The 20,725-nt window shown below is 40.1% G+C and carries 16 protein-coding genes and 5 tRNA genes; 17 read left to right on the forward strand and 4 right to left on the reverse strand.

Annotation, left to right across the window (positions count from 1 at the left end; translation table 11 throughout):
* Window positions 1–118 precede the first annotated feature (118 nt).
* The 3 genes from aroA to aroF form a co-directional block, all read right to left on the reverse strand.
* Window positions 119–1,384, reverse strand: coding sequence for a 3-phosphoshikimate 1-carboxyvinyltransferase (gene aroA / locus EO121_RS04990; RefSeq protein WP_127166492.1), 1,266 nt, complete (start codon window positions 1,382–1,384; stop codon window positions 119–121).
* Window positions 1,385–1,555: 171 nt separating this feature from the next.
* Window positions 1,556–2,611, reverse strand: a complete 1,056-nt coding sequence (gene aroB, locus EO121_RS04995) for a 3-dehydroquinate synthase (RefSeq protein ID WP_127166494.1) — start codon at window positions 2,609–2,611, stop codon at window positions 1,556–1,558.
* 9 nt (window positions 2,612–2,620) lie between these two features.
* Window positions 2,621–3,628: a 3-deoxy-7-phosphoheptulonate synthase gene (gene aroF, locus EO121_RS05000; RefSeq protein ID WP_127166496.1), complete on the reverse strand. Its 1,008-nt coding sequence runs from the start codon at window positions 3,626–3,628 to the stop codon at window positions 2,621–2,623.
* 616 nt (window positions 3,629–4,244) lie between these two features.
* On the opposite strand from aroF, the gene EO121_RS05005 reads away from it, so the two are divergent.
* Window positions 4,245–6,488, forward strand: coding sequence for an autotransporter outer membrane beta-barrel domain-containing protein (locus EO121_RS05005; protein ID WP_127166498.1), 2,244 nt, complete (start codon window positions 4,245–4,247; stop codon window positions 6,486–6,488).
* Window positions 6,489–6,555: 67 nt separating this feature from the next.
* Complete coding sequence (locus tag EO121_RS05010) at window positions 6,556–7,020, forward strand: low molecular weight protein-tyrosine-phosphatase (RefSeq protein ID WP_127166499.1); 465 nt, start codon at window positions 6,556–6,558, stop codon at window positions 7,018–7,020.
* Window positions 7,021–7,170: 150 nt separating this feature from the next.
* On the opposite strand, the gene EO121_RS05015 is transcribed toward EO121_RS05010, so the two are convergent.
* Window positions 7,171–7,245 (reverse strand) — tRNA-Arg (locus EO121_RS05015).
* 180 nt (window positions 7,246–7,425) lie between these two features.
* Between EO121_RS05015 and EO121_RS05020 the strand changes: the two genes are divergently transcribed.
* The 15 genes from EO121_RS05020 (at window position 7,426) to EO121_RS05090 (ending at window position 20,723) form a co-directional block, all read left to right on the forward strand.
* A complete protein-coding gene (locus EO121_RS05020) occupies window positions 7,426–8,967 on the forward strand; it encodes a DEAD/DEAH box helicase (protein ID WP_127166501.1) in 1,542 nt (513 codons plus the stop codon).
* A gap of 133 nt (window positions 8,968–9,100) precedes the next feature.
* Window positions 9,101–9,520, forward strand: a complete 420-nt coding sequence (locus tag EO121_RS05025) for a Fur family transcriptional regulator (RefSeq protein ID WP_127166503.1) — start codon at window positions 9,101–9,103, stop codon at window positions 9,518–9,520.
* A gap of 163 nt (window positions 9,521–9,683) precedes the next feature.
* Window positions 9,684–10,529 carry a deoxyribonuclease IV gene (locus EO121_RS05030; RefSeq protein WP_127166505.1) on the forward strand — a complete coding sequence of 282 codons (846 nt, stop codon included), beginning with the start codon at window positions 9,684–9,686 and terminating at the stop codon, window positions 10,527–10,529.
* A gap of 2 nt (window positions 10,530–10,531) precedes the next feature.
* Window positions 10,532–11,890, forward strand: a complete 1,359-nt coding sequence (locus EO121_RS05035; protein WP_127166506.1) for an exonuclease SbcCD subunit D — start codon at window positions 10,532–10,534, stop codon at window positions 11,888–11,890.
* Complete coding sequence (locus EO121_RS05040; RefSeq protein ID WP_127166508.1) at window positions 11,887–15,051, forward strand: AAA family ATPase; 3,165 nt, start codon at window positions 11,887–11,889, stop codon at window positions 15,049–15,051. Before EO121_RS05035 ends, EO121_RS05040 begins: the two co-directional genes overlap by 4 nt.
* 63 nt (window positions 15,052–15,114) lie before the next feature.
* Window positions 15,115–15,489 (forward strand): VOC family protein, encoded by a 375-nt coding sequence (locus tag EO121_RS05045; RefSeq protein WP_127166510.1) that lies wholly within the window; start codon window positions 15,115–15,117, stop codon window positions 15,487–15,489.
* Between the two features lies 1 nt (window position 15,490).
* Window positions 15,491–16,192 (forward strand): ThiF family adenylyltransferase, encoded by a 702-nt coding sequence (locus EO121_RS05050; protein WP_127166512.1) that lies wholly within the window; start codon window positions 15,491–15,493, stop codon window positions 16,190–16,192.
* Window positions 16,192–16,623, forward strand: a complete 432-nt coding sequence (locus tag EO121_RS05055) for a peptidylprolyl isomerase (protein ID WP_127166514.1) — start codon at window positions 16,192–16,194, stop codon at window positions 16,621–16,623. Before EO121_RS05050 ends, EO121_RS05055 begins: the two co-directional genes overlap by 1 nt.
* Complete coding sequence (locus tag EO121_RS05060) at window positions 16,623–17,267, forward strand: hypothetical protein (protein WP_127166516.1); 645 nt, start codon at window positions 16,623–16,625, stop codon at window positions 17,265–17,267. Before EO121_RS05055 ends, EO121_RS05060 begins: the two co-directional genes overlap by 1 nt.
* 3 nt (window positions 17,268–17,270) lie before the next feature.
* On the forward strand, window positions 17,271–18,119 hold the full coding sequence (gene speE, locus EO121_RS05065) for a polyamine aminopropyltransferase (protein ID WP_009353503.1): 849 nt from the start codon (window positions 17,271–17,273) through the stop codon (window positions 18,117–18,119).
* Between the two features lie 348 nt (window positions 18,120–18,467).
* A complete protein-coding gene (locus EO121_RS05070) occupies window positions 18,468–19,793 on the forward strand; it encodes an FAD-containing oxidoreductase (protein WP_127166518.1) in 1,326 nt (441 codons plus the stop codon).
* Window positions 19,794–20,397: 604 nt separating this feature from the next.
* A tRNA-His gene (locus tag EO121_RS05075) sits at window positions 20,398–20,473 on the forward strand.
* 6 nt (window positions 20,474–20,479) lie between these two features.
* Window positions 20,480–20,554: transfer RNA gene (locus tag EO121_RS05080), tRNA-Gln, on the forward strand.
* A gap of 6 nt (window positions 20,555–20,560) precedes the next feature.
* Window positions 20,561–20,636: transfer RNA gene (locus EO121_RS05085), tRNA-Lys, on the forward strand.
* A gap of 12 nt (window positions 20,637–20,648) precedes the next feature.
* Window positions 20,649–20,723: transfer RNA gene (locus EO121_RS05090), tRNA-Glu, on the forward strand.
* The last annotated feature ends 2 nt before the right edge of the window (window positions 20,724–20,725 follow it).

The raw sequence follows: 20,725 nt of genomic DNA on the forward strand, positions 1-20,725 counted from the left end.
TGTATAGTAAACAGAATAAAAAAGATATATAGAAACATCTATAGGACACCTTTGTTAGGGTAACATATATGCCACATTAAGAGGCATATGTCACGTCATATACAGAGATTGAATGCTACTATATAGTATGTGTCTGCCCACCTAATCGTTTCCAGTCTTCAAAAAAGTGAGGATACGACTTACTGATGGCTTCGCTGTCCTTCAAAATCATAGGAGAAGTGCCGATGAGTGCGTTTAAGGCTCCAGCCATGACGAGACGATGGTCATTCACGCAGTCTACAGTTCCACCCGTAAGAGTGCCTGTTCCCGTGATATATAGATTATCTCCTTCCATGCGAACAATGCCGCCAGAATCGCGAATAAGTTGTGCTACTGCTTCTAAACGGTCTGATTCTTTTAAGCGCAGGCGGGCGCCATTGATGAAAGAAGATTCACCTTCTATGGAGCAAGCTAAGCTAGATAAAATAGGCAACAAATCTGGTATTTGTTCTAAATTCACATGGATTGGCTGATGTGCTTTGCCAGTAACCATGACAGTAGTACCATTCCACGTACAAGTGACACCAACGCTTTCTAAAATAGAAAGAATCCGTTTATCTGCTTGTACAGAATCGGAACGTAAACCTGTGACAGAAATAGATTGCCCTGTCATAGCTGCCGCCACTAGCCAAATGGCGCCATTGGACCAATCTCCTTCAATGGGGTATTGTTCATTGCCGTGGAAGTATTGGTTCTCTTCGATAGTAAAACTTGGATAACCTTCCTTGGTGATGCCTTCTGTTACTTGCACACCAAAGTCTTTCATCGTTTCTATGGTTAATGTCACATAGTCTTTCGATTGTAAGGAACTTGTGCAATTAACGGTGGTGTGCCCCAGTTGTGGAGCTGCCAGAAGAAGACCTGAGAAAAATTGAGAACTTACGGTCCCCGTCATGGTGAAGGTACCACCTTGCAGACGACCTGCCATAGTGAAAGGCGGTGCGTCTTGTGAAAACGATACGCCGTGGTCTTTCATTTCGCTCAACAATGGTTCTAGTGGTCGTTCTGGTAGACGTCCTTTGGCATCTACTTTCACAGTGTCACAAATCGAGGCGGACACAGGTAAGAGTAATCGCAATGTCGTACCTGATTCGTGTGGTAATACTTGTCCTATAGAAGGGGGAGGACCTGGAGTAATATGAGCCACACCATTTTCATAGGTAATCGTTGCACCAAGGGCTCGCAAGGAATCCATAGTAGCATCAATGTCCTTGGAAGAGTGAGAGATTAAAATCGAGCTAGGACTCGTGGCAAGGGCAGCTGCAATGAGTGCCCGATGGGCATGAGCCTTAGCCGGTATAGATGGGATTGTGCCACATAAGGGCACATTAGAAACATGTTGCATAGGAATCCTTTCTGTTATGGTTGAGCTATCACCATGAGGTGATAATTACAAGTATAACTATAAAAGGTAAGTATAATTTGTTTAATATATCATACATAGTAACTCTAGAATCGGGGTATATCAAAATTAGTTTAGTAATGTATTCTAATTATAAAACATTGAGTACTATACTTACATATGGCAGTAGGTACCAAGTTCTTGGAAGGTAACTTTTTTTAGCACCGACGTGCCATATCCGGTAGGAACCACGATGGTAATAGAAGAGCCAGAGGCTTTTTTGTCATGACTAGCTTCTTCTAAGATAAGATCTTTTGAAATCGTCGTTGTGGTGGGTAATTCATGGGCTATTAGTATCTGTTCAATACAAGAAATGATGGTAGGGTCTAGCTCTTCGTTGGCTACAGCACCTTTTGCCATAATGAGTAATCCCAATGCCACCGCATTACCATGAGGAATGGTGAAAGCACTACCGTGCTCGATACCATGTCCAAAGGTATGACCTAAGTTCAACGTCGCACGGAGGCTGCTTTCCTTTTCATCTACTTCCACTACATGAGCTTTGATGCGTACACATTGAGCGATGATACTATCTACATCTTCTGGATATTGTAAGAGAGGGCGTTCTTGAAGTTGAGCTAGTAACTCTGGATGATCTAAGAAACCATATTTGATAATTTCACCACATCCATTAATCCATTCCTCTTTAGGTAAGGTAGAAAGTGTTTCTGGATCACAGAGAACGAGGATAGGTTGTTTAAAAGCACCCCATAAATTCTTACCACACTCTAGGTTCACAGCTGTTTTACCGCCTACAGAGGAATCGACAGCAGCCAACAGTGACGTAGGTACTTGTACATAATCGATACCTCGTAAGTAGGTGGCAGCAGCGAACCCACCTAGGTCGCCGACGACGCCACCACCTAAGGCGATGATTAGGTCTTTCCGAGTCAATTTTGCGGTTCCTAATGTTTCTATTAGATCCATGAGGCGATGGCCGTTCTTTTCACTTTCACCATGAGGGAACGTATAGGTGTGAACGGTGTAGCCTGCTGTTTCTAGAGATTTAGAAACTGTAGATGCATAGAGAGGGGCCACATTGTCATCGGTGACAATCATGACGGAGCAAGGAGGTTTGATAGCGTGTAAGTACTTACCAATGCGAGGCAAGCTATGTCGCTCGATAATCACATCGTAAGCAGTGGAGGCTTGAATATGAATTGTATCCATAGGAGTGACCTATTTATGACCTAATGCATCACGTAAAGCGAATACTTGGTTTGCCAAAGTAGCGAATTGCTCTGGGTGTAAGGATTGCGGACCATCACATAATGCTTTTTCTGGATTATTGTGAACTTCAATCATTAAACCATCAGCACCGCCACCAACGGAGGCTAAGGACAAGGATGGAACCACACGGCTCATACCTGCTGCATGGCTAGGGTCCATGATGATTGGCAAGTGGGATAACTCGTGCATCATTGGAATCGCGGTTACATCTAAAGTATTACGAGTGCGTGTTTCGAAGGTGCGAATACCACGCTCGCAAAGAACGATTTGTTCGTTACCTTCGCTCATGATGTATTCCGCAGCCATTAACCATTCTTCGTATGTAGCACATAGACCACGTTTTAATAAGATTGGTTTTCTTAATTTGCCGACTTCTTTTAACAGGTTGAAGTTTTGCATATTACGGGCACCGATTTGCAACATATCTACATTGTCGAAGTATTCCAATTGGGAGATATCCATAACTTCAGATACGATCGGTAGACCAGTTTCTTTTTTTGCCTCTTCTAGTAAGGCTAAGCCACTTGGGCCCATGCCTTGGAAAGAGTATGGAGAAGTGCGAGGTTTGAAAGCGCCACCACGAAGAATACCAGCACCAGCTGCTTTCACAGCCCTTGCTACTTCGATGACTTGTTCTGGTGTTTCTACAGAACAAGGGCCTGCGATGATAGCAAAGTGACCGCTACCAATTTTTGCATTTCCTACAGTAACCACCGTATCTTGAGGATGGAATTTACGATTTGCTTTTTTGAAAGGCTCTTGGATACGCATCACTTTTTCAACGTATGGAAGGGATTCAATAGTGCGTAAATCGACACGGGATGTATCACCTATTAAACCGATGATATCTTGTTGTTCTCCATGGACAGGATGTAATATAACGCCAGTGGCTTCTAGTAGTTGACGTAGTTCTGCAATTTGTGCTTCTGTTGCTGTAGTGTGTAAACGAATAATCATATTGTCCTCCTAAATTAAATCTTGTGTATGTAGGTATTCGTGAGTGGTGGTATAGGAAGATATGCAAAAAGGGCTACCCGCCTATACCTAGTACGGGTAGCCCTTACCACTATTTAAAGCCACTCAGTGATGTTACCTAAATTAGCGTAGCTCAAATAGTTCTTTACCCGCAGTGTGGATAAAGAACCAAAAAAATGTATTTACATTTGTTGTAGCTAAATTGGCTTGCTTCATCATTGTAGTGACTCCTTTCTTTCAATAATTGCGTTTAGTATACTCTATTCATTTAAGTTTGGCAAGAAAAAAATTCAAATTAGACTCAAATTGGGTTTAAAAATTGGCTCAAATGCAAAATAAATGAATTCTCAACAAAGGTGAGAATCCAGTCATATGCTTCTTTTTGGAAGGTATCGCTACGCACTGTTTTACAATGTCAATCTTTATGATAATTTTATCAATTATAACTAATTGGCATAATAATGCTTTACTATATAAAGTATGCATAATAGCATATTTATAGATATATAAGTATGTACGAAGTACAAATAACAATGTATAATGACGGTAGTTTATTGATATCTATTATTGATATCTGTTGTTGGGTGTGGAGGTTATTATGAAAATTACACGTCATGTATCAGCCGTAATGGCTGCATTAGTAGTAACAGGAATGTCTTATTCAGTAATGGCTACAGATATTACTAAGTATAGTGATAAAGCAGAAAACTTAATTGGTTTATCGTTGGGCAATCAAAAGCAAACGGAACCTGAGGTTAAGCATATAGAAGATACATTAACCGTAAATGTACATGGTAAAAGCTTGATGGACACAGGTAAATCTAAAAATGTAACAGGGGTTTATACTGTATTTGGATCGCAATTGACTATAGATAAAGATCTTATTGTACGATTAAAAAATGATGCACCAGCAGATAAAAAAGATTTGGGGCATTATTATATGAGTGCTGTCTATGCTGGTCTTGGTGGTAAGGTGCCACATCATAACGATAATCCTGACAGAGACTATGGTGATAGCAATATTCATGTGAAAGGCAATGTAGATATTGACGCTGTCGGAGTAGGATTGCAAGCGAATCACCGAGGTCATATTATCGTTGATGGCGGTGGTCGTATTATAACCTATCCTCTTAAAACGTCAGATACCTATTCTGTTGTGGCAGAAGAGGGCGATGTATATGTGAATGCAGGTACCGATGGTAAACACCCAGGTACGAAGGATTTAGTAGCTGTTGGTAATGTAGGGTTAATTAATAAAGATTATGGTGAGAATCCAAATCTTAATGAAGCGGCAGCAAATATCGGACTCGCTTTTACAACCTCTAACTCTAGTCTTATTGGTGCTGTGTTAAATGAATATGCTGAAAGTAATAAAAATCCTCATAATTCTGGTGCCGATATATATTTACAAAATGGTGCTACTTGGAATAATGAATGGATTGGTAAGGAACGACCTACACCCAAAAAACCACGTCCATCAGGAGATGATGCAGCATACTTATATAAAGGCAGTAAAGTTCGTAATCTTGTAGGTGGTGCAAATCCAACTGCAGCAGGTATGATTCATCCTATCGATGCGCGTCCTATTACGATTCAAAACTATAGTGGTTTTGTAAATGCTGATTATAAAACAGGTGTACCAGCAAGTGAAGCTAATAATGGTAAAATCATTATTGAACATGCTACTGATCATAGTCATATTACTATACAAGGTGATAGTGCTAAGAATTTGACTGATGATGCAAGTTATCGTGCAGAAATGAAATCGTTAGCCAATAAATTACAATATACGGGAAATGATAAGAAACTAGCTGCAGCTGTTCAAGTTAATGAAGGTATTACAAGACCGGCTGCTATGACTGAACTTGGTACAAATGCATTTGATGCACAAGGTAATCTTGTTGTTGCTGATACCGCGGCGGTCACACATGCTAGTGAATCTTCGTTGGTAAGTGGTACGAAATCTGCTATTGCATCTACAGCGATGGCTTGGCGCAATACTACGAACGATTTACAACGACGTTTAGGGGACCTTCGTTTGACTAATACGAACCAAGGTGTATGGGCTAAATACATTGGTGGCAAATCTAACATGACAAATGGTGCTGATGCTCATATGACATATAATGGTGTACAAGTTGGTTATGATCATAAGGTATCCAATGGTTGGACATTTGGTGGCGCTCTAGATTACAGTACGTCTAGTAACTCCTATGCCGTTGGCAACGGAGACAGCAAAACCGTTGGTATTGGGTTATATGGTACAAAACAACATGATGATGGACGTTACTTAGATATCATCGCTCGTGGAAACCGCTTATCCAATACTTACAAACTTCACTCATTAGGGGGACATCAATTGAATGGGGAGTATCATAGATTTGGTACCTCTTTAAGTGCTGAATACGGTAAACGTATTAAGAAAAAAAATGGTTTCTACATGGATCCTAGCGTAGAATTTATTGTAGGCCATTTGAACGGCGTATCCTATGATGCTAATGTTGTTGGTGGTAGCTCTATGGATGTGAAAGCTGATGCTGTTAATTCTACTGTAGGTCGATTGGGATTTGGCATTGGTAGAGAAACAGAAACATCCAACATTTTTGCAAAACTCGCATTGGTTCACGAATTCTCTGGTAAAATGAATACAACATATTCAGCGCCAGGTAATCCAACAGTGCATACAGAACTTGACTTGAAAGATACATGGCTTGATGCTGAAATTGGAGGCTCTTGGAGCATTAGTCCAAGTACATACGTATATGGTACATTTACTAAAAACTTTGGTGCTACTATAGACAATACATGGCGTCTGGATGCGGGAGTACGACATAACTTTTAATTAAATCTTGTACTAATAGTCCTTATAGCGTATGCTGTAAGGACTATTAGTATGTAAGGAGGATAGTATGGTAAAAGTCTTATTCATCTGTCACGGTAATATTTGTCGCTCTACGATGGCAGAGTTTTATATGAAGCATATCGTTAACAAGGCGGGCTTAACCGATTCTATTTATATTGAGTCCGCAGCTACATCTCGTGAGGAGATAGGAAACGATACCCATTATGGAACTAAACAAAAATTAGATGAAATGGATATTCCTTATACTCGTCGCAAGGCCCGCCAAGTAACGATGGATGATTACCGTAACTTTGATTACCTCATCATCATGGATGAAAATAATGCAAGAAACTTGCGCCTTATTATCGATGATGAGGTTGATCATAAGGTGTATAAGGCTATGACGTTTGTTGGAGAAAGTCGAGATGTAAAAGACCCTTGGTATACGGGAAATTTTGACGAAACCTATGATGATGTAAGTCGTAGCTGTGATGCCTTATTAGAGTTGATCAAAGAGCAATTATTTAAGTAAAAGTATAATGTAATAAGCCCCAATGTTATCTGAAGTAGATATAACATTGGGGCTTTTCGGTATTTTTTATGAAAATTTAAATTGGGCTCAAAATTGGGCTCAAATGCAAAAAATGGACTCTCAACAACAGTGAGAATCCAGTTATATCAGTGGTGCGCCTAGCAGGAATCGAACCTGCGCACCCGGTTCCGGAGACCGGCGCTCTATCCCCTGAGCTATAGGCGCGTGTATACCGTTAAAGTATACCATGAAATACTTGGTAGTACAATAGGGAAGGTGATTCATCACACATTGAAAGTTCTCGATTTCTATCATACTCTCATATACAAGGACATCTTACTTGTGTTATAATATACTAATTCGCATGATACATATACAAGATTTTAAAGGAGGACCCTTTTATATATGCAAATTAAATTTGAAGATTTACACATTAGCGAACCTATTTTACGAGCTTTAAACGATATGGGCTTTGAAGAACCAACACCGATTCAACGCGAAGCCATTCCAGTGGCGAAGTCCGGTCAAGATATGATTGGTCAAGCGCAAACTGGTACAGGTAAAACAGCTGCCTTCGGTATCCCAGCGTTAGAGCAAGTTGATCCAACAATCCAAGATCCACAAGTATTGATTCTTTCACCGACCCGTGAGTTAGCTATTCAAGTGGCAGAAGAATTAAATAAAATGGCGCAACATACAAATATCCAAGCCCTACCAATTTATGGTGGTCAAGATATTGGACGTCAATTCCGTATGTTGAAAAAACATCCACAAGTGATTGTAGCGACACCTGGTCGTTTGATGGATCACATGGAGCGAAAATCTATTTCTTTTGACCATGTAAAAGTTGTCATTTTAGATGAAGCGGATGAAATGTTAAACATGGGCTTCGTAGATGATATCAATAAAATTTTGACAGCTGTTCCAGAAGAGCGTCAAACATTATTGTTCTCTGCTACTATGCCAAAAGCAATTCAAGAGTTGGCAGAAACATACTTAACAGAGCCAACATTAATCCGTATGAAACCGACACAAGTGACAATGGATTTAATCGAGCAATATTACATTGAAGTGCAAGATCGTCAAAAATTTGATGTATTGTGTCGTTTGCTAGATATCCAAGCGCCAGAGTTGGCTATCGTGTTCGGTCGTACAAAACGTCGTGTAGATGAAGTAACAGAAGCGTTGAAAAAGCGTGGTTACATGGCAGAAGGCATTCATGGTGACTTGTCTCAACAAAAACGTGACTCTGTCATCCGACAATTCCGTGAAGGCACTATCGATATCTTAGTGGCTACAGACGTAGCAGCTCGTGGATTAGATATTAGCGGTGTGACGCATGTATATAACTATGATTTGCCACAAGATCCTGAAAGCTATGTACACCGTGTTGGTCGTACTGGTCGTGCTGGTAAGGCAGGCGTAGCGATGACATTTGTTATCCCACGTGAAATTGAGCATTTACATGCTATTGAACGTTTGACAAAACGCAAGATTGCTCGTCGTAAAGCTCCATCCTTAGGAGAAGTATTAGAAGGTCAACAAAAAATTGCAGTAGAGAAATTGATTGCTTTAGCAGATAATCGTGAAGAATTAGCAAGCTACCGTTCTAGTGCAGAAGAGTTGTTGAATGATATCGATTCCGTTACTTTGTTGGCTGCTGCTTTGAAATTGTTGACAAAAGAGCCAGATACAACTCCTGTTAGCATTACAGAAGAAGCGCCACTTCGTATACGTCGTCGCCGTGACAGTGGACGTCGAGATGGCCGTCGCCGTGATGATCGTCGTAGAGATGGTCGCCGTCGTGATGATCGTCGTGACGGAGATAGAAGACGTTCCTCTCGCGATCGCAGTCAACGTTCCAATAGTGGAGAACGTCGTTCCCGTGATGGACAAAAACAACAAAAACATCAAGGTAGCGGTTTCAAACCATATTTTAAAGATTAATCTCCTTAAGTAAGGATATTTAAAATTAACCAATTCTGATTATTGTTTGGGAATGAACTTTCTGATATAATATAGTTAGAGTAATAGTGTTTTAATCTCACAGTTAAGCTTCCAAGTGGAAAGGATGTGCTTTATGGATATTGCACAAAAATTGCGAGAAGAAGGTTATAAAGTAACGCCACAGCGTATTGCCATTTATAATGTTCTTTACGCAGAAAACAACCATCCCACTGCGGAAATGATCTACCAAAGTTTGCGGGAAGACCATCCAAGTATGAGCTTGGCGACTGTATATAAAACGATGGAGATTTTTGAACGCATTGGTTTAGTTCGTGTCTTGGACTTGGGTGATGACTGTAGCCGATATGATTGGGATACAAGAAATCATCCACATGTACGTTGTACAATGTGTAATCGTATTAATGATTTGCATGATGTACAAGTCAACTGTCTAAGAGAAGAAGTGGCACGCCACAGTGAATATGAAATTACAAGACTTCATGTGTCTTTTGAAGGCATTTGTCCAGAATGTTTGCGTAAAAGCTCACATTAACAGTAATGGAAACCATCTAGTCTTAGATTAGAAACAGATGAATAGGGGATAATTGCTTACATAAACAATTATCCCCTATTTTCTATGTAACTGTATATGTCATAGAAGGTTACATGATATACTTACAAGTAAGAAAATGAATCGGTAAGAGAAGGAGTTATATATGAGTCAATTAACAATCGGATGTCATTTATCTATTAGCAAAGGATATTTACATATGGGAAAAGAGGCGCTGTCTATTGGTGCCAATACATTTCAATACTTTACAAGAAATCCACGAGGCGGTAAGGCTCGTGCTTTTGATGAAGCAGATATGAAAGCTTTAGATACATTCCTGAAAGAACATCAATTTGGTAAATTATTAGGACATGCACCATATACTTTAAATGCGTGTGCCGCCGATCCAGGGCTCCGTGAGTTTGCTAAAAATTCCATGCGTGAAGATTTGGAGCGGTTGGAGTATTTACCTGGCCATTTATATAACTTTCACCCTGGTAGCCATGTGAAACAAGGTGTGGACCAAGGCATCAAATATATCGTAGATATGTTGAATGAAGTGATTTTTCCAGGTATGAAAACTACCATTCTATTAGAAGCTATGGCAGGAAAAGGCACGGAAGTAGGTCGCAATTTTGAAGAATTAGGACGTATTATTGACGGCGTGAAACACAAAGAATACATTGGTGTTTGTGTAGATACGTGCCATATTCATGAAGGTGGATACGATATCATTGAAAATTTAGACGGTGTATTGGAGGAGTTTGATCATTTTGTAGGCTTAGACAGAATCCATGCAGTGCATTTGAACGACTCTAAAAATCCTAGAGGAGCTCATAAAGATCGTCACGAAAAAATCGGGGAAGGACACATTGGTATCGAGGCCATTGCTAATTTCATCACCCATCCTAAATTACGTCATCTACCATTCTATTTAGAAACACCAAATGAGTTAGATGGATATGCAAAAGAAATTTCTATCTTACGGGAGATTTATGCAAACGAGGTGTAAGTATGCGCATACTACATACAGCAGACTGGCATTTGGGACGACTATTTTACAATGAACATTTAACAACGGATCAAGCCCATGTGTTGGAGCATCAATTTTTTTCAGTATTAAAAGATGAAAATATTGATTTAGTGGTGCTTAGTGGAGATGTCTTTGATCGCTCAGTGCCACCTATTGAGGCCATTGAGTTATGGGATTCTGTTCTGCATCGATTAGCATTTACAGAAAAAATTCCAATGGTGGTTATTTCTGGAAATCACGATAGCGGACCTCGCTTAGCGATGGGGCGTAGTGCTTGGGAAACGCATGGCATCTATTTGCTTGGGCAGGCTCACCAAGGGATGAATCCTATCCTATTCCAAGATGGACACGGTCAACTCGATGTATGGGCATTACCATATGGAGAAGTGCGTGATATGCAAAGTGCTCTGAATCGGCAAGGTATTGGAAATGAAACGATAGAAATAACAGAGAATATCGAATCTGTTAAGACATCTAAAAAGCATAGAACGCAATGTGAATTAGCAGATTTATTTGCTTCTTTAAGTGATGCAAGTATTGCAAATCTAGACATTACTTCTTATAGCGATAATGGTGATATGTCTGGCATTGGCACTGTGAAAAATGATATAAGTTCTGATACAAACAAATATAATTGGACTATTGCTGATGCCTATGAACGGTGGTCCGACTATGCAACACGTCGTTCTAAAGGTTGCCGTACTCTGTGTATGGCCCATGCCTTTGTGGCAGGTGGTGCTGAAAGTGAGTCCGAACGACCTCTCTTGGTAGGCGGATCTGGACAAGTACCGACAACGGTATTTAAAGACTTTCACTATACGGCATTAGGTCATTTGCATAGACCGCAGCGAATTGGATCTAACCATATTCGCTATAGTGGTTCCTTGTTGACCTATTCCTTTGACGAGGTAGGGTATAATAAAAGTTTCACTATCGTTGATATAGATGGCAAAGGGGCTACAACAATCAGTGAGATTCCTATTGTAGGGCGCCGCCAATTTGTGAGTTTGACAGGGTATTTTGATGATTTGCTAGCAGATGAAAGTCTTCATACACGGCATCATAATGATTATGTGGAAGTACGATTGTTAGATACCGCACCTGTAGTGGACGGAATGCGCCGCTTGCGAAAAGTATTCCCTTACTGTATGCGATTAGAATTAGTAGGTCGTATGGAAGTGGTGCGAGATACAACGGGTGCTAAACGATTCAAGGAACTAAATGAGAAAGATTTATTTGCCCAATTTGCTAAGGAAGCTCGTAATGAAGAACTTTCACAAGAAGAATTAGACTACATGGAGCAGTTGTGGCGTCGTGTATTAAGGGAGGAAGAAGCATGAGACCCTTACGATTAGAAATGACTGCTTTTGGTCCGTACCCTAAGGAAGTAATCCTTGATTTTGCTGTATTGGCAAATCAATCCATGTTTTTAATTACAGGACCTACAGGAGCAGGAAAAACAAGTATATTAGATGCCATTGTATATGCTCTGTATGGTCAAACTAGTGGTGGTCTTCGTGATGGATCTGATATGCGTAGCGATTATGCAGATGCTACTACACCTACATCAGTGCTGTTTGAGTTTCAAGTAGGTGATCATCGATATCGGATGGAGAGAACTCCAAAACAAGAATTACAGAAAAAACGAGGCACTGGTACAAGAACGGTATTAGCAACTGCTTCTATCAGTGAATGGATTGATGATGAATGGAAATTACTCACTACGAAAGCCCAAGAAATTCGTGACTATGTACAACAGATCATTGGATTTCGGGTGGATCAATTTTTGCAAGTTGTCTTGCTTCCCCAAGGTGATTTTAGAAAACTATTAGTAGCTCCCACATCAGAACGGGAAGTATTGTTACATACGATTTTTAAAACTTCTGTGTATAAACGCATGCAAGACCTACTGAAAGAGGAATTGGCCGAGTCTACCGTAGGGATTCAAGATACATTACAAAAGGTTGAGTTTTTATTGAGTACCTACACAGTAGATACCTTACAGGACTTAGTGGCATTGACGGAAGAAGAACGTGCTGTATTAGGGATTCGTGAAAAAGAACGTAAGGAGAAACAGGAGCAGTGCGATGTTTTGCAAACAGCCTATGCTAAGTACGAAACCTATGCCAACCTAGTATCGCGCAAAGATCAATACAGTCAAGCCGTGGCTACTCATCAAGAAGGAGAGTCGGCGCATCTTGCATTAGGGGAGGCTATTAGCCGTTGGGAACGGTTGCAAGAAGTTCGGAGGTCTATGAAAGACTATGAGAGATTGCAAGATATTTTCAGAACGGACAAAGAAAAATTAGAAGCCTTGAAAACATCGTTGCAGTCCGTGGAAGGAAGTTTACAAACCTTAGAGTCTAAGTGGAAACAGCTAGTAGCTCAAGAGGAAATGTATGCAAAGCAACAAGAGCAATATCACCAATTACAGGCCTTGCAACAAGAGGTGGAGCGGTATGGCGAACTTGTGATAAAAAGGACTGATATAGAGGCTTCGAAAGCACAGCAAGTGGAGCAACAACAGGCTCTACAACAGGAGATAACTACAAGTCAGGCAGAGCTGGAGTTGCATCGTAAAACATTAGAAGGTATAAAGATAGAGTTACAAAATTATGCTTCCTTAGGTGAGGAAAAATTATGTACCAGTGAACTGCGGAGTTGGTGGGATTCCTTAAAGGGGGTTGTTAACAAACTCCAAACTGCTTGGGATGCTAGAAATCTTCATAGTCAACAGTTGGAGGAAGAACGACAGGTCTGCAAGACGCGTGAAGGTCTATATCATCATAATGAGCAATTATTACGACAACACCAAGCCTATGAAGTGAGTTTGCAAGTGGAAGATGATTCGCCGTGTCCTGTGTGTGGTTCCTTAGAACATCCACAACTAGCACAAGCCCCGTCGGAAGACATTGTTAGAGAAACGGTAGATAGATTCCGCAGAGAGTTCCAAGCTAGTCAAACACAGGTGGCAACGATAGAAACCAAGCTAAGCCACAGTGAAGAAGAAGTAGAACGATATAGTAAAGAATGGAATCGTTTATGTGAAAGCTATCCAAATGTAACAGAAGGTGTGCAAAGAAAAGCTATTATTCACTTGGGGAATATGTTGGAATCGGCTATACAAGTCAAGGACATAGATAGGGTAGCTGAACGCCTCCAATGGTGGAAGGTATCTGCAGATATAGAAACTATAGACCAAGCGTTTAAAACGATACAAAATGAGTTAGTTGTTGCTGAAACCACTAAAGTAGAATTGGAAGAAAGATTAGAAACATTACATAAGGCAATACAAGTAGAAGAAGCTAACTTTCATACAAAACAACTGGAATTGACTACTTTAGCTGGTCAGATAGAGACGATTAAACAAGATGTTCACCACATGACAACAGAAATGCATCGTATTGAAAAGAGTATAGCTCCTTTTACGGTGGAAACGTATACGGCTGAGGTGAAAGATCTCGCAGATTCTCTGAAACGGTATGAAGCGGACCGTAAAGAGGTAGAAGCCGCGCGTCAAGCTAGCCAAGAACAAAAGGTGGCGCTCATCACAGAAATAGGGACTATTAAAGAACAACAGGATCGCATGGCGCAGGATATAGAATTCTTGGACAAGGAAATCGAGCAAGTGTTAGCAGCGGAATCTCTTACCATTGATGCATTTAAACAGGAATCTCATGCATTTGATAAATTGCCAGTATGGAAAGAAACCTTTAGTGCCTATCACAATGAATCGTTGAGGTTGACTTCTCTCTTAGAAGGAGTGCAACAGGACTTGGCATCTTATGCTAAGGTACCTGAAGAGATTCGAAAGGAGTCGGTGGAGTCATTACAACAAGAATTGAAAAATCTAGGGGAAGTTATTGGTACCTTGAAATCACAAGTGACTGCCAAGGAAAAAACTATCCAAGAGATTGCCAAGTTAGAAGCGGATACCAAAGAGTTGTCGGACCGTCGGGCATTTATCTTCGGATTAACCGATTTGGCCAATGGTGGGGATACGGGTATGAAAGGTGTCAGCTTTGAACGCTATGTACTAGGCGCTATTCTAGAAGAAGTATTGAGTGCAGCGAACTTACGACTTCATGATATGAGTCGTGGTCGCTATCGACTGGAACGATCTTTAGAAGACGGAGGTCGTGGCGCACGGGGGTTGGATATTGCTGTTTTTGATGCCTATACAGGGGCAAGCCGTCCTGCTAATACGTTGTCTGGTGGAGAAACTTTCTTGGCATCCTTAGGGCTTGCTATGGGATTAGCGGATGTCATCCAATCCTATGCGGGAGGTATTCATTTGGATACTATGTTCATTGATGAAGGATTTGGTACATTAGATCCAGATACATTAGATGTGGCGATGGAAACTTTGGTGGCATTACAATCCCAAGGTCGATTGGTAGGCATTATATCCCATGTGCCAGAATTACAACAACAAATTGGTGCACACTTGGTGGTGACAAAAACCGATGAGGGAAGCAGAGTCTACTTTCAGGTGCAATGATTGTATTCCCGTAGTACCTATGTTAGAATAATACTGTTATTTACTAGGAATTAAGGAGGAAGTATGAAATTTAGCTTTGCTCATAATAATATTAATGTGAAAGAGTTGGACAAAAGTCTAGCTTTTTATAAAGAAGCTTTGGGGTTAGTAGAAGTCGGTCATATCGATGGGGAAGATGGATCCTTTAAAATTGTCTATTTAGGAGACGGTACCAATCCACATCGGTTAGAATTAACATGGCTACGTGATTGGGATCGCCCATATAATTTAGGAGATAATGAATTCCACTTAGCATTCTATGTAGATGATTACGAAGGAGCGTTAGCAAAACATAAGGCTATGAACTGCGTTGTCTATGAGAATGAAGCAATGGGCATTTATTTTATTGCTGATCCAGATGGATATTGGACTGAAATTATCCCAGCAGGAGCCTATTAATATGGAACATATGTTAACGCGCTTACAATGGTTGGTAGGGGAAGAAAAAATTAAAACCCTACAAGGTAAAAAAGTCCTTCTTTTTGGATGCGGTGGTGTAGGCTCCTTTGCCCTAGAAGCGTTGGTTCGTTCTGGCGTAGGGCATATAATTATTGTCGATGGTGACAAAGTGACGGTGAGTAATATTAATCGTCAGCTTATTGCTTTGCCTAGCACGGTAGGTCAACGTAAAGTAGAGGTCGCAAAAGAGAGAGCCTTAGCAATCAATCCTAATCTACATATTGAGGCTTATGATATGGTCTATACTGGTGAAAGTCATCCGACTTTCATCACCGATATAGCCCCAGATTTTGTCATTGATGCAATCGATATGGTAAGTGCCAAACTATCCATCATCGAAACGTGTTATAATAGTCATATACCATGTATATCTTCTATGGGGACGGGCAATAAAATGTGGCCTGATCAATTGAAGATTACAGATATTAATAAGACCCATACATGCCCATTGGCGAAAGTTATGCGTAAAGAATTGCGTCGTCGTGGCATTAAAAAGCAAACTGTATTATTCTCTACAGAACAACCGATGACACCGAACCGAGATGACGATTCAAGAAGTCCAGGTTCCTGTGGACTTGTTCCTTCTGTAGCAGGATTGCATTTAGCGGGTCATGTAATTAGAACTTTTTTGGAGGTACAGTAATGAAAAAAGCAATTATTCATATGGAATACGGTGACATTGTTATCGAATTATTTGAAAATGAAGCTCCTGGTACAGTAGCTAACTTTGAAAAATTAATCAAAGAAGGTTTTTATGATACTTTGAAATTCCATCGTGTTATCCCTGGTTTTGTGGCTCAAGGTGGTTGCCCAATGGGTACTGGCGTAGGTGGCCCTGGTTACACAATTCCATGTGAAACTAAAGGCAACCCACATAAACATGTTCGGGGTGCTTTATCCATGGCACATCGTGGACCTAACACAGGGGGTAGCCAATTCTTTATCGTGTACGAACCACAACCTCATTTAGACGGCGTTCACACTGTGTTCGGTCAAGTCATTGAAGGTATGGATGTAGTAGATAAAATCCAACAAGGTGACCGCATGCAAACTGTTGAGGTAGTAGAAGCGTAATGGCAGGCATTAAACGCTATCGGTTAGAACATCCTGAATGGTTACAAGTAAAAAAGGATGGGAACTTTTCCTATGGGTATGACCAAGAGTGGTATGAAGATGCGTGGAAACGCTTAGCAGGTTGTGGCCCAACTACAGCGACGCAGGTCATTTCCTATGTCCTTTTCCGCGATGGATATTTACCTGTTGAGACTGCTGTAGACGGTGATCAAGCTTTGGTGCGCATGAACCAAGTATGGGAATACGTGCGTCCTCGCTATGGTGGGGGGCTCTATAAAAGTACTTGGTGGGAACAAGGTGTCAACCAATATATGGCAGATAACAACCTGTCTTATAATGTGAAACGATTGCCGATTTTTCCTCTAAAAGGAAGTCCTTATACGGTGGAAGAAGTAACGGCTTTCATACAACGTGGACTGGAACAAAATTGTCCTGTTGCTTTTTTAAATCGTCATCGTGGACAGGAAGAAGGGCTATCTACATGGCATTGGGTTCCTATCGTATCTATGCAAGTTAATTATGATGACACACGATGTGTTGTCTATGATGAAGGTATGGAACGAACTTTTTCACTACGCCGTTGGTTACGAGATAATTTACTGGGTGGAGCTTTTTTATACATCCAGTCACAATGTGAGGAGTAAGAAATGACACAATGGATTAAAGAATTACAGTCCCCTCATCTTGCATTATGCGCAGAAGTGGATGAAATTTTATATTCTGGAAAATCCGACTTTCAAACCATAGAAGTCGCTCATAGTTTAGAATATGGTAATATGCTTGTGTTGGATGGTGTGTTTCAAACGTCAGAACGAGAAGAATTTGTGTATCATGAAATGATGAGCCACATTCCGTTATTCTTGCACCCAAACCCTAAGCATGTATTGATCATTGGTGGCGGTGATGGTGGCGTGGCTAGAGAATGTGTACGCCATAGCTGTGTAGAAACAGTGACAATGGTAGAAATTGATGGTAAAGTAGTGGAATTGGCAAAACAATATTTGCCATCTATTGCTGACGCTATGATTCGCCAAGATCCAAAATTGACAGTAACCATTGGTGACGGTATTGGTCATGTAGCGGGAAAAGAAAATTTCTATGATGTGATTATCGTAGACTGCTCTGACCCAATCGGACCTGGTGAAGGTTTATTTACAGAAGAATTCTACAAAAATACATATCGTGCCTTGAAGGAAGATGGTTTATTTGTACAACAAACAGAATCTCCAGTGATGCATCAACAACTAGTATCTGATGTATTCTACTATGTAAATAAACATTTCCCTGTGACTCGCCTATATACAGCATTCATTCCGTTATATCCAACAGGTATGCATTGCTTTACTATGGGATCTAAGAAACATGACCCATTAGAATGGGATCCAAATCGTGCTCAAGATTTTACAACTAAATACTATAACTACGGCATCCAAAAATCTGCATTCGTATTGCCAACATTTGTAAAACAATATTTACAAGCTCGAATTGCAGAATAAACTCTTTACCTAAGTGTGCTATAGTGAGTGACGTACTAGCACTTTCTTTGTGAAAGTGCTAGTTTTGCGTATGAGTTATACAACCGAATAGGGCAAGTTCATAAATAATAGGTAAACGCATGATAATTTTGTCAGTAAGTAGATATATTAAAATACAGTATCTAAGTGCAGCTAGTTAAAAGTGCAGCTAGTTAAAAAACTTGTTGAAACTATGTAGCTGGAAAAACATTTGTGATATATAGTATTGAAATTCCTAGTAAATAGGTATACAATAAAAACAATATTGTATTTACAATGAAACATATAATATATTTTTATTCATGTGAATTAACAAAAGGGGAGACTATAATGAAACAATATGACTTACTCGTTATCGGCTTTGGTAAAGCAGGTAAAACATTAGCTGCCACATTTGGCAAAGAAGGAAAACAAGTCGCTTTAATTGAACAAGATCCAGCTATGTATGGTGGTACATGTATCAACATCGGATGTATCCCTACAAAAACGATGATTGTTGGTGCGGATAAAGGCAAAAGCTACGAAGCTGCAAAGGCAACTCGTGATACAGTAGTAGGAAAGTTAAATGCAAAGAACTTAAACATGTTAACATCCAATCCGAATGTAACCATGTATACTGGTCATGGTAAATTTACTTCCAATAAAGAAGTAGAAGTAACAACAGCAGATGGCGTGGAAACATTGACAGCTGAAATTATCATCATCAACACAGGGGCTACTAATGTAGTACTTCCAATTTCAGGTCTATCTACATCTAAATTTGTGTACAACAGCACTGAACTACAAGCGTTGCCTACATTACCAAAACGGTTAGGTATCATTGGGTGCGGTAACATTGGTATTGAGTTCGCTAATCTATATGCACGTTTAGGTGCTGAGGTGACTGCTTTTGAAAGTGGCGACAGAATCTTAAAACGTGAAGATACAGACGTAGCTGCGTTAGCGCAACAATACTTAGAAGAAGATGGTGTTCATTTCCACTTCAATGTTGTTACAAAAGAAATTAAAAATGTAGGTGATACTGTAGTAGTGGTGACTGAAAGTGGAGAAGAGTTTGTCTTCGATGCCTTGCTGCATGCTACAGGTCGCAAAGCGAATACAGAAGGTCTTGGATTAGAGCACACAGACATTCAAGTACGCCCTAATGGATCCATCGTAACAGATGATACATTGATGACAGCGGTTCCAAATGTGTTTGCCGTAGGCGATGTAAACGGAGGACAACAATTTACGTATGTATCCCTTGATGACTTCCGCATTGTGAATCGTGTATTGCACGGAGATGAAAGTTATAAGTTAGGCAATCGTGCACATGTGCCGTATTCTACTTTCATTACACCTGCTTTATCCCATGTAGGTTTACATGAAGAAGAAGCGAAAGCACAATATCCAAGTGCGGTGACAGTGGCATTATCAGTAAATAATATGCCGCGTCATGCAGTAAACCAAGATCCACGCGGTGTATTTAAATTAACTGTTAATAAGGATACTGGTTTGATCCTAGGTGCCACTTTATTTGGTAAAAACTCCGAAGAGTTGATCAACATCATCAAAATGGCGATGGATAATGACATCAAGTATACATACTTGCGTGACCAAATCTTTACACATCCAACAATGGCTGAAAATTTAAATGATGTAGCTAAGCTAATTTAGTAGAAAGTATAGTATTGATATAAGCTGGTAGCAGATAAATTAGATACAAGGTGATACCTGAAATATATTAAAAAAATACATGGAAAAGGGCAGCAGTGAAATAGTCCTAAATGAACTAGAGGAACGATGATTGAAAGCAATTGACGTTCCTCTATTTTTATATTTGGTAAGTAAGAACAAATAAAGATATAAACTATAGATAATAAGACTAAAAGATTACCGTTGATAGTGATGAACATGAATTGATAAGGTAAATATTGAGAATATACTTTACATTAAATACTACTAACAAAAGTAAAAGAATACATATAAAATAAAAGCATTAAGAGTAAACAATGTAATAGAAAATAAAAGTATAAATAGAAGGAAAGCTTCATCAGAGAAAATTAGAAAATAAAATATTAAAAAGGGGTTTACAAGAAAAAGATTATTTGATATACTTTAAAAACATCAGCGATGCTCATGTAATGAACTAGATGGTTAACATGAGATAGTAGAACAGTTAAAAAAGTTTTTTAAAAAGTGGTTGACACAAAAAACATTAGCTGATATACTAAATATCGTTGTAAGGCACGATAGTGCTAAACAGAATAAATATCCTGTGGTGGGTATGGTGAAGCGGTTAACACGGCGGATTGTGGCTCCGTTATGCATGGGTTCGATCCCCATTACTCACCCCACAACACAGGGGTGTAGCCAAGCGGTAAGGCATCGGACTTTGACTCCGACATGCGATGGTTCGATCCCATCCACCCCTGCCATTTTATGACCCACTAGCTCAGTTGGCAGAGCACCTGACTTTTAATCAGGGTGTCCCGCGTTCGAGTCGCGGGTGGGTCACCATTTACTCAACATGGCCCGTTGGTCAAGCGGTTAAGACACCGCCCTTTCACGGCGGTATCGGGGGTTCGATTCCCCCACGGGTCACCATA

The sequence above is a fragment of the Veillonella sp. CHU732 genome (genome assembly GCF_003992085.1).
Taxonomy (GTDB): domain Bacteria; phylum Bacillota; class Negativicutes; order Veillonellales; family Veillonellaceae; genus F0422.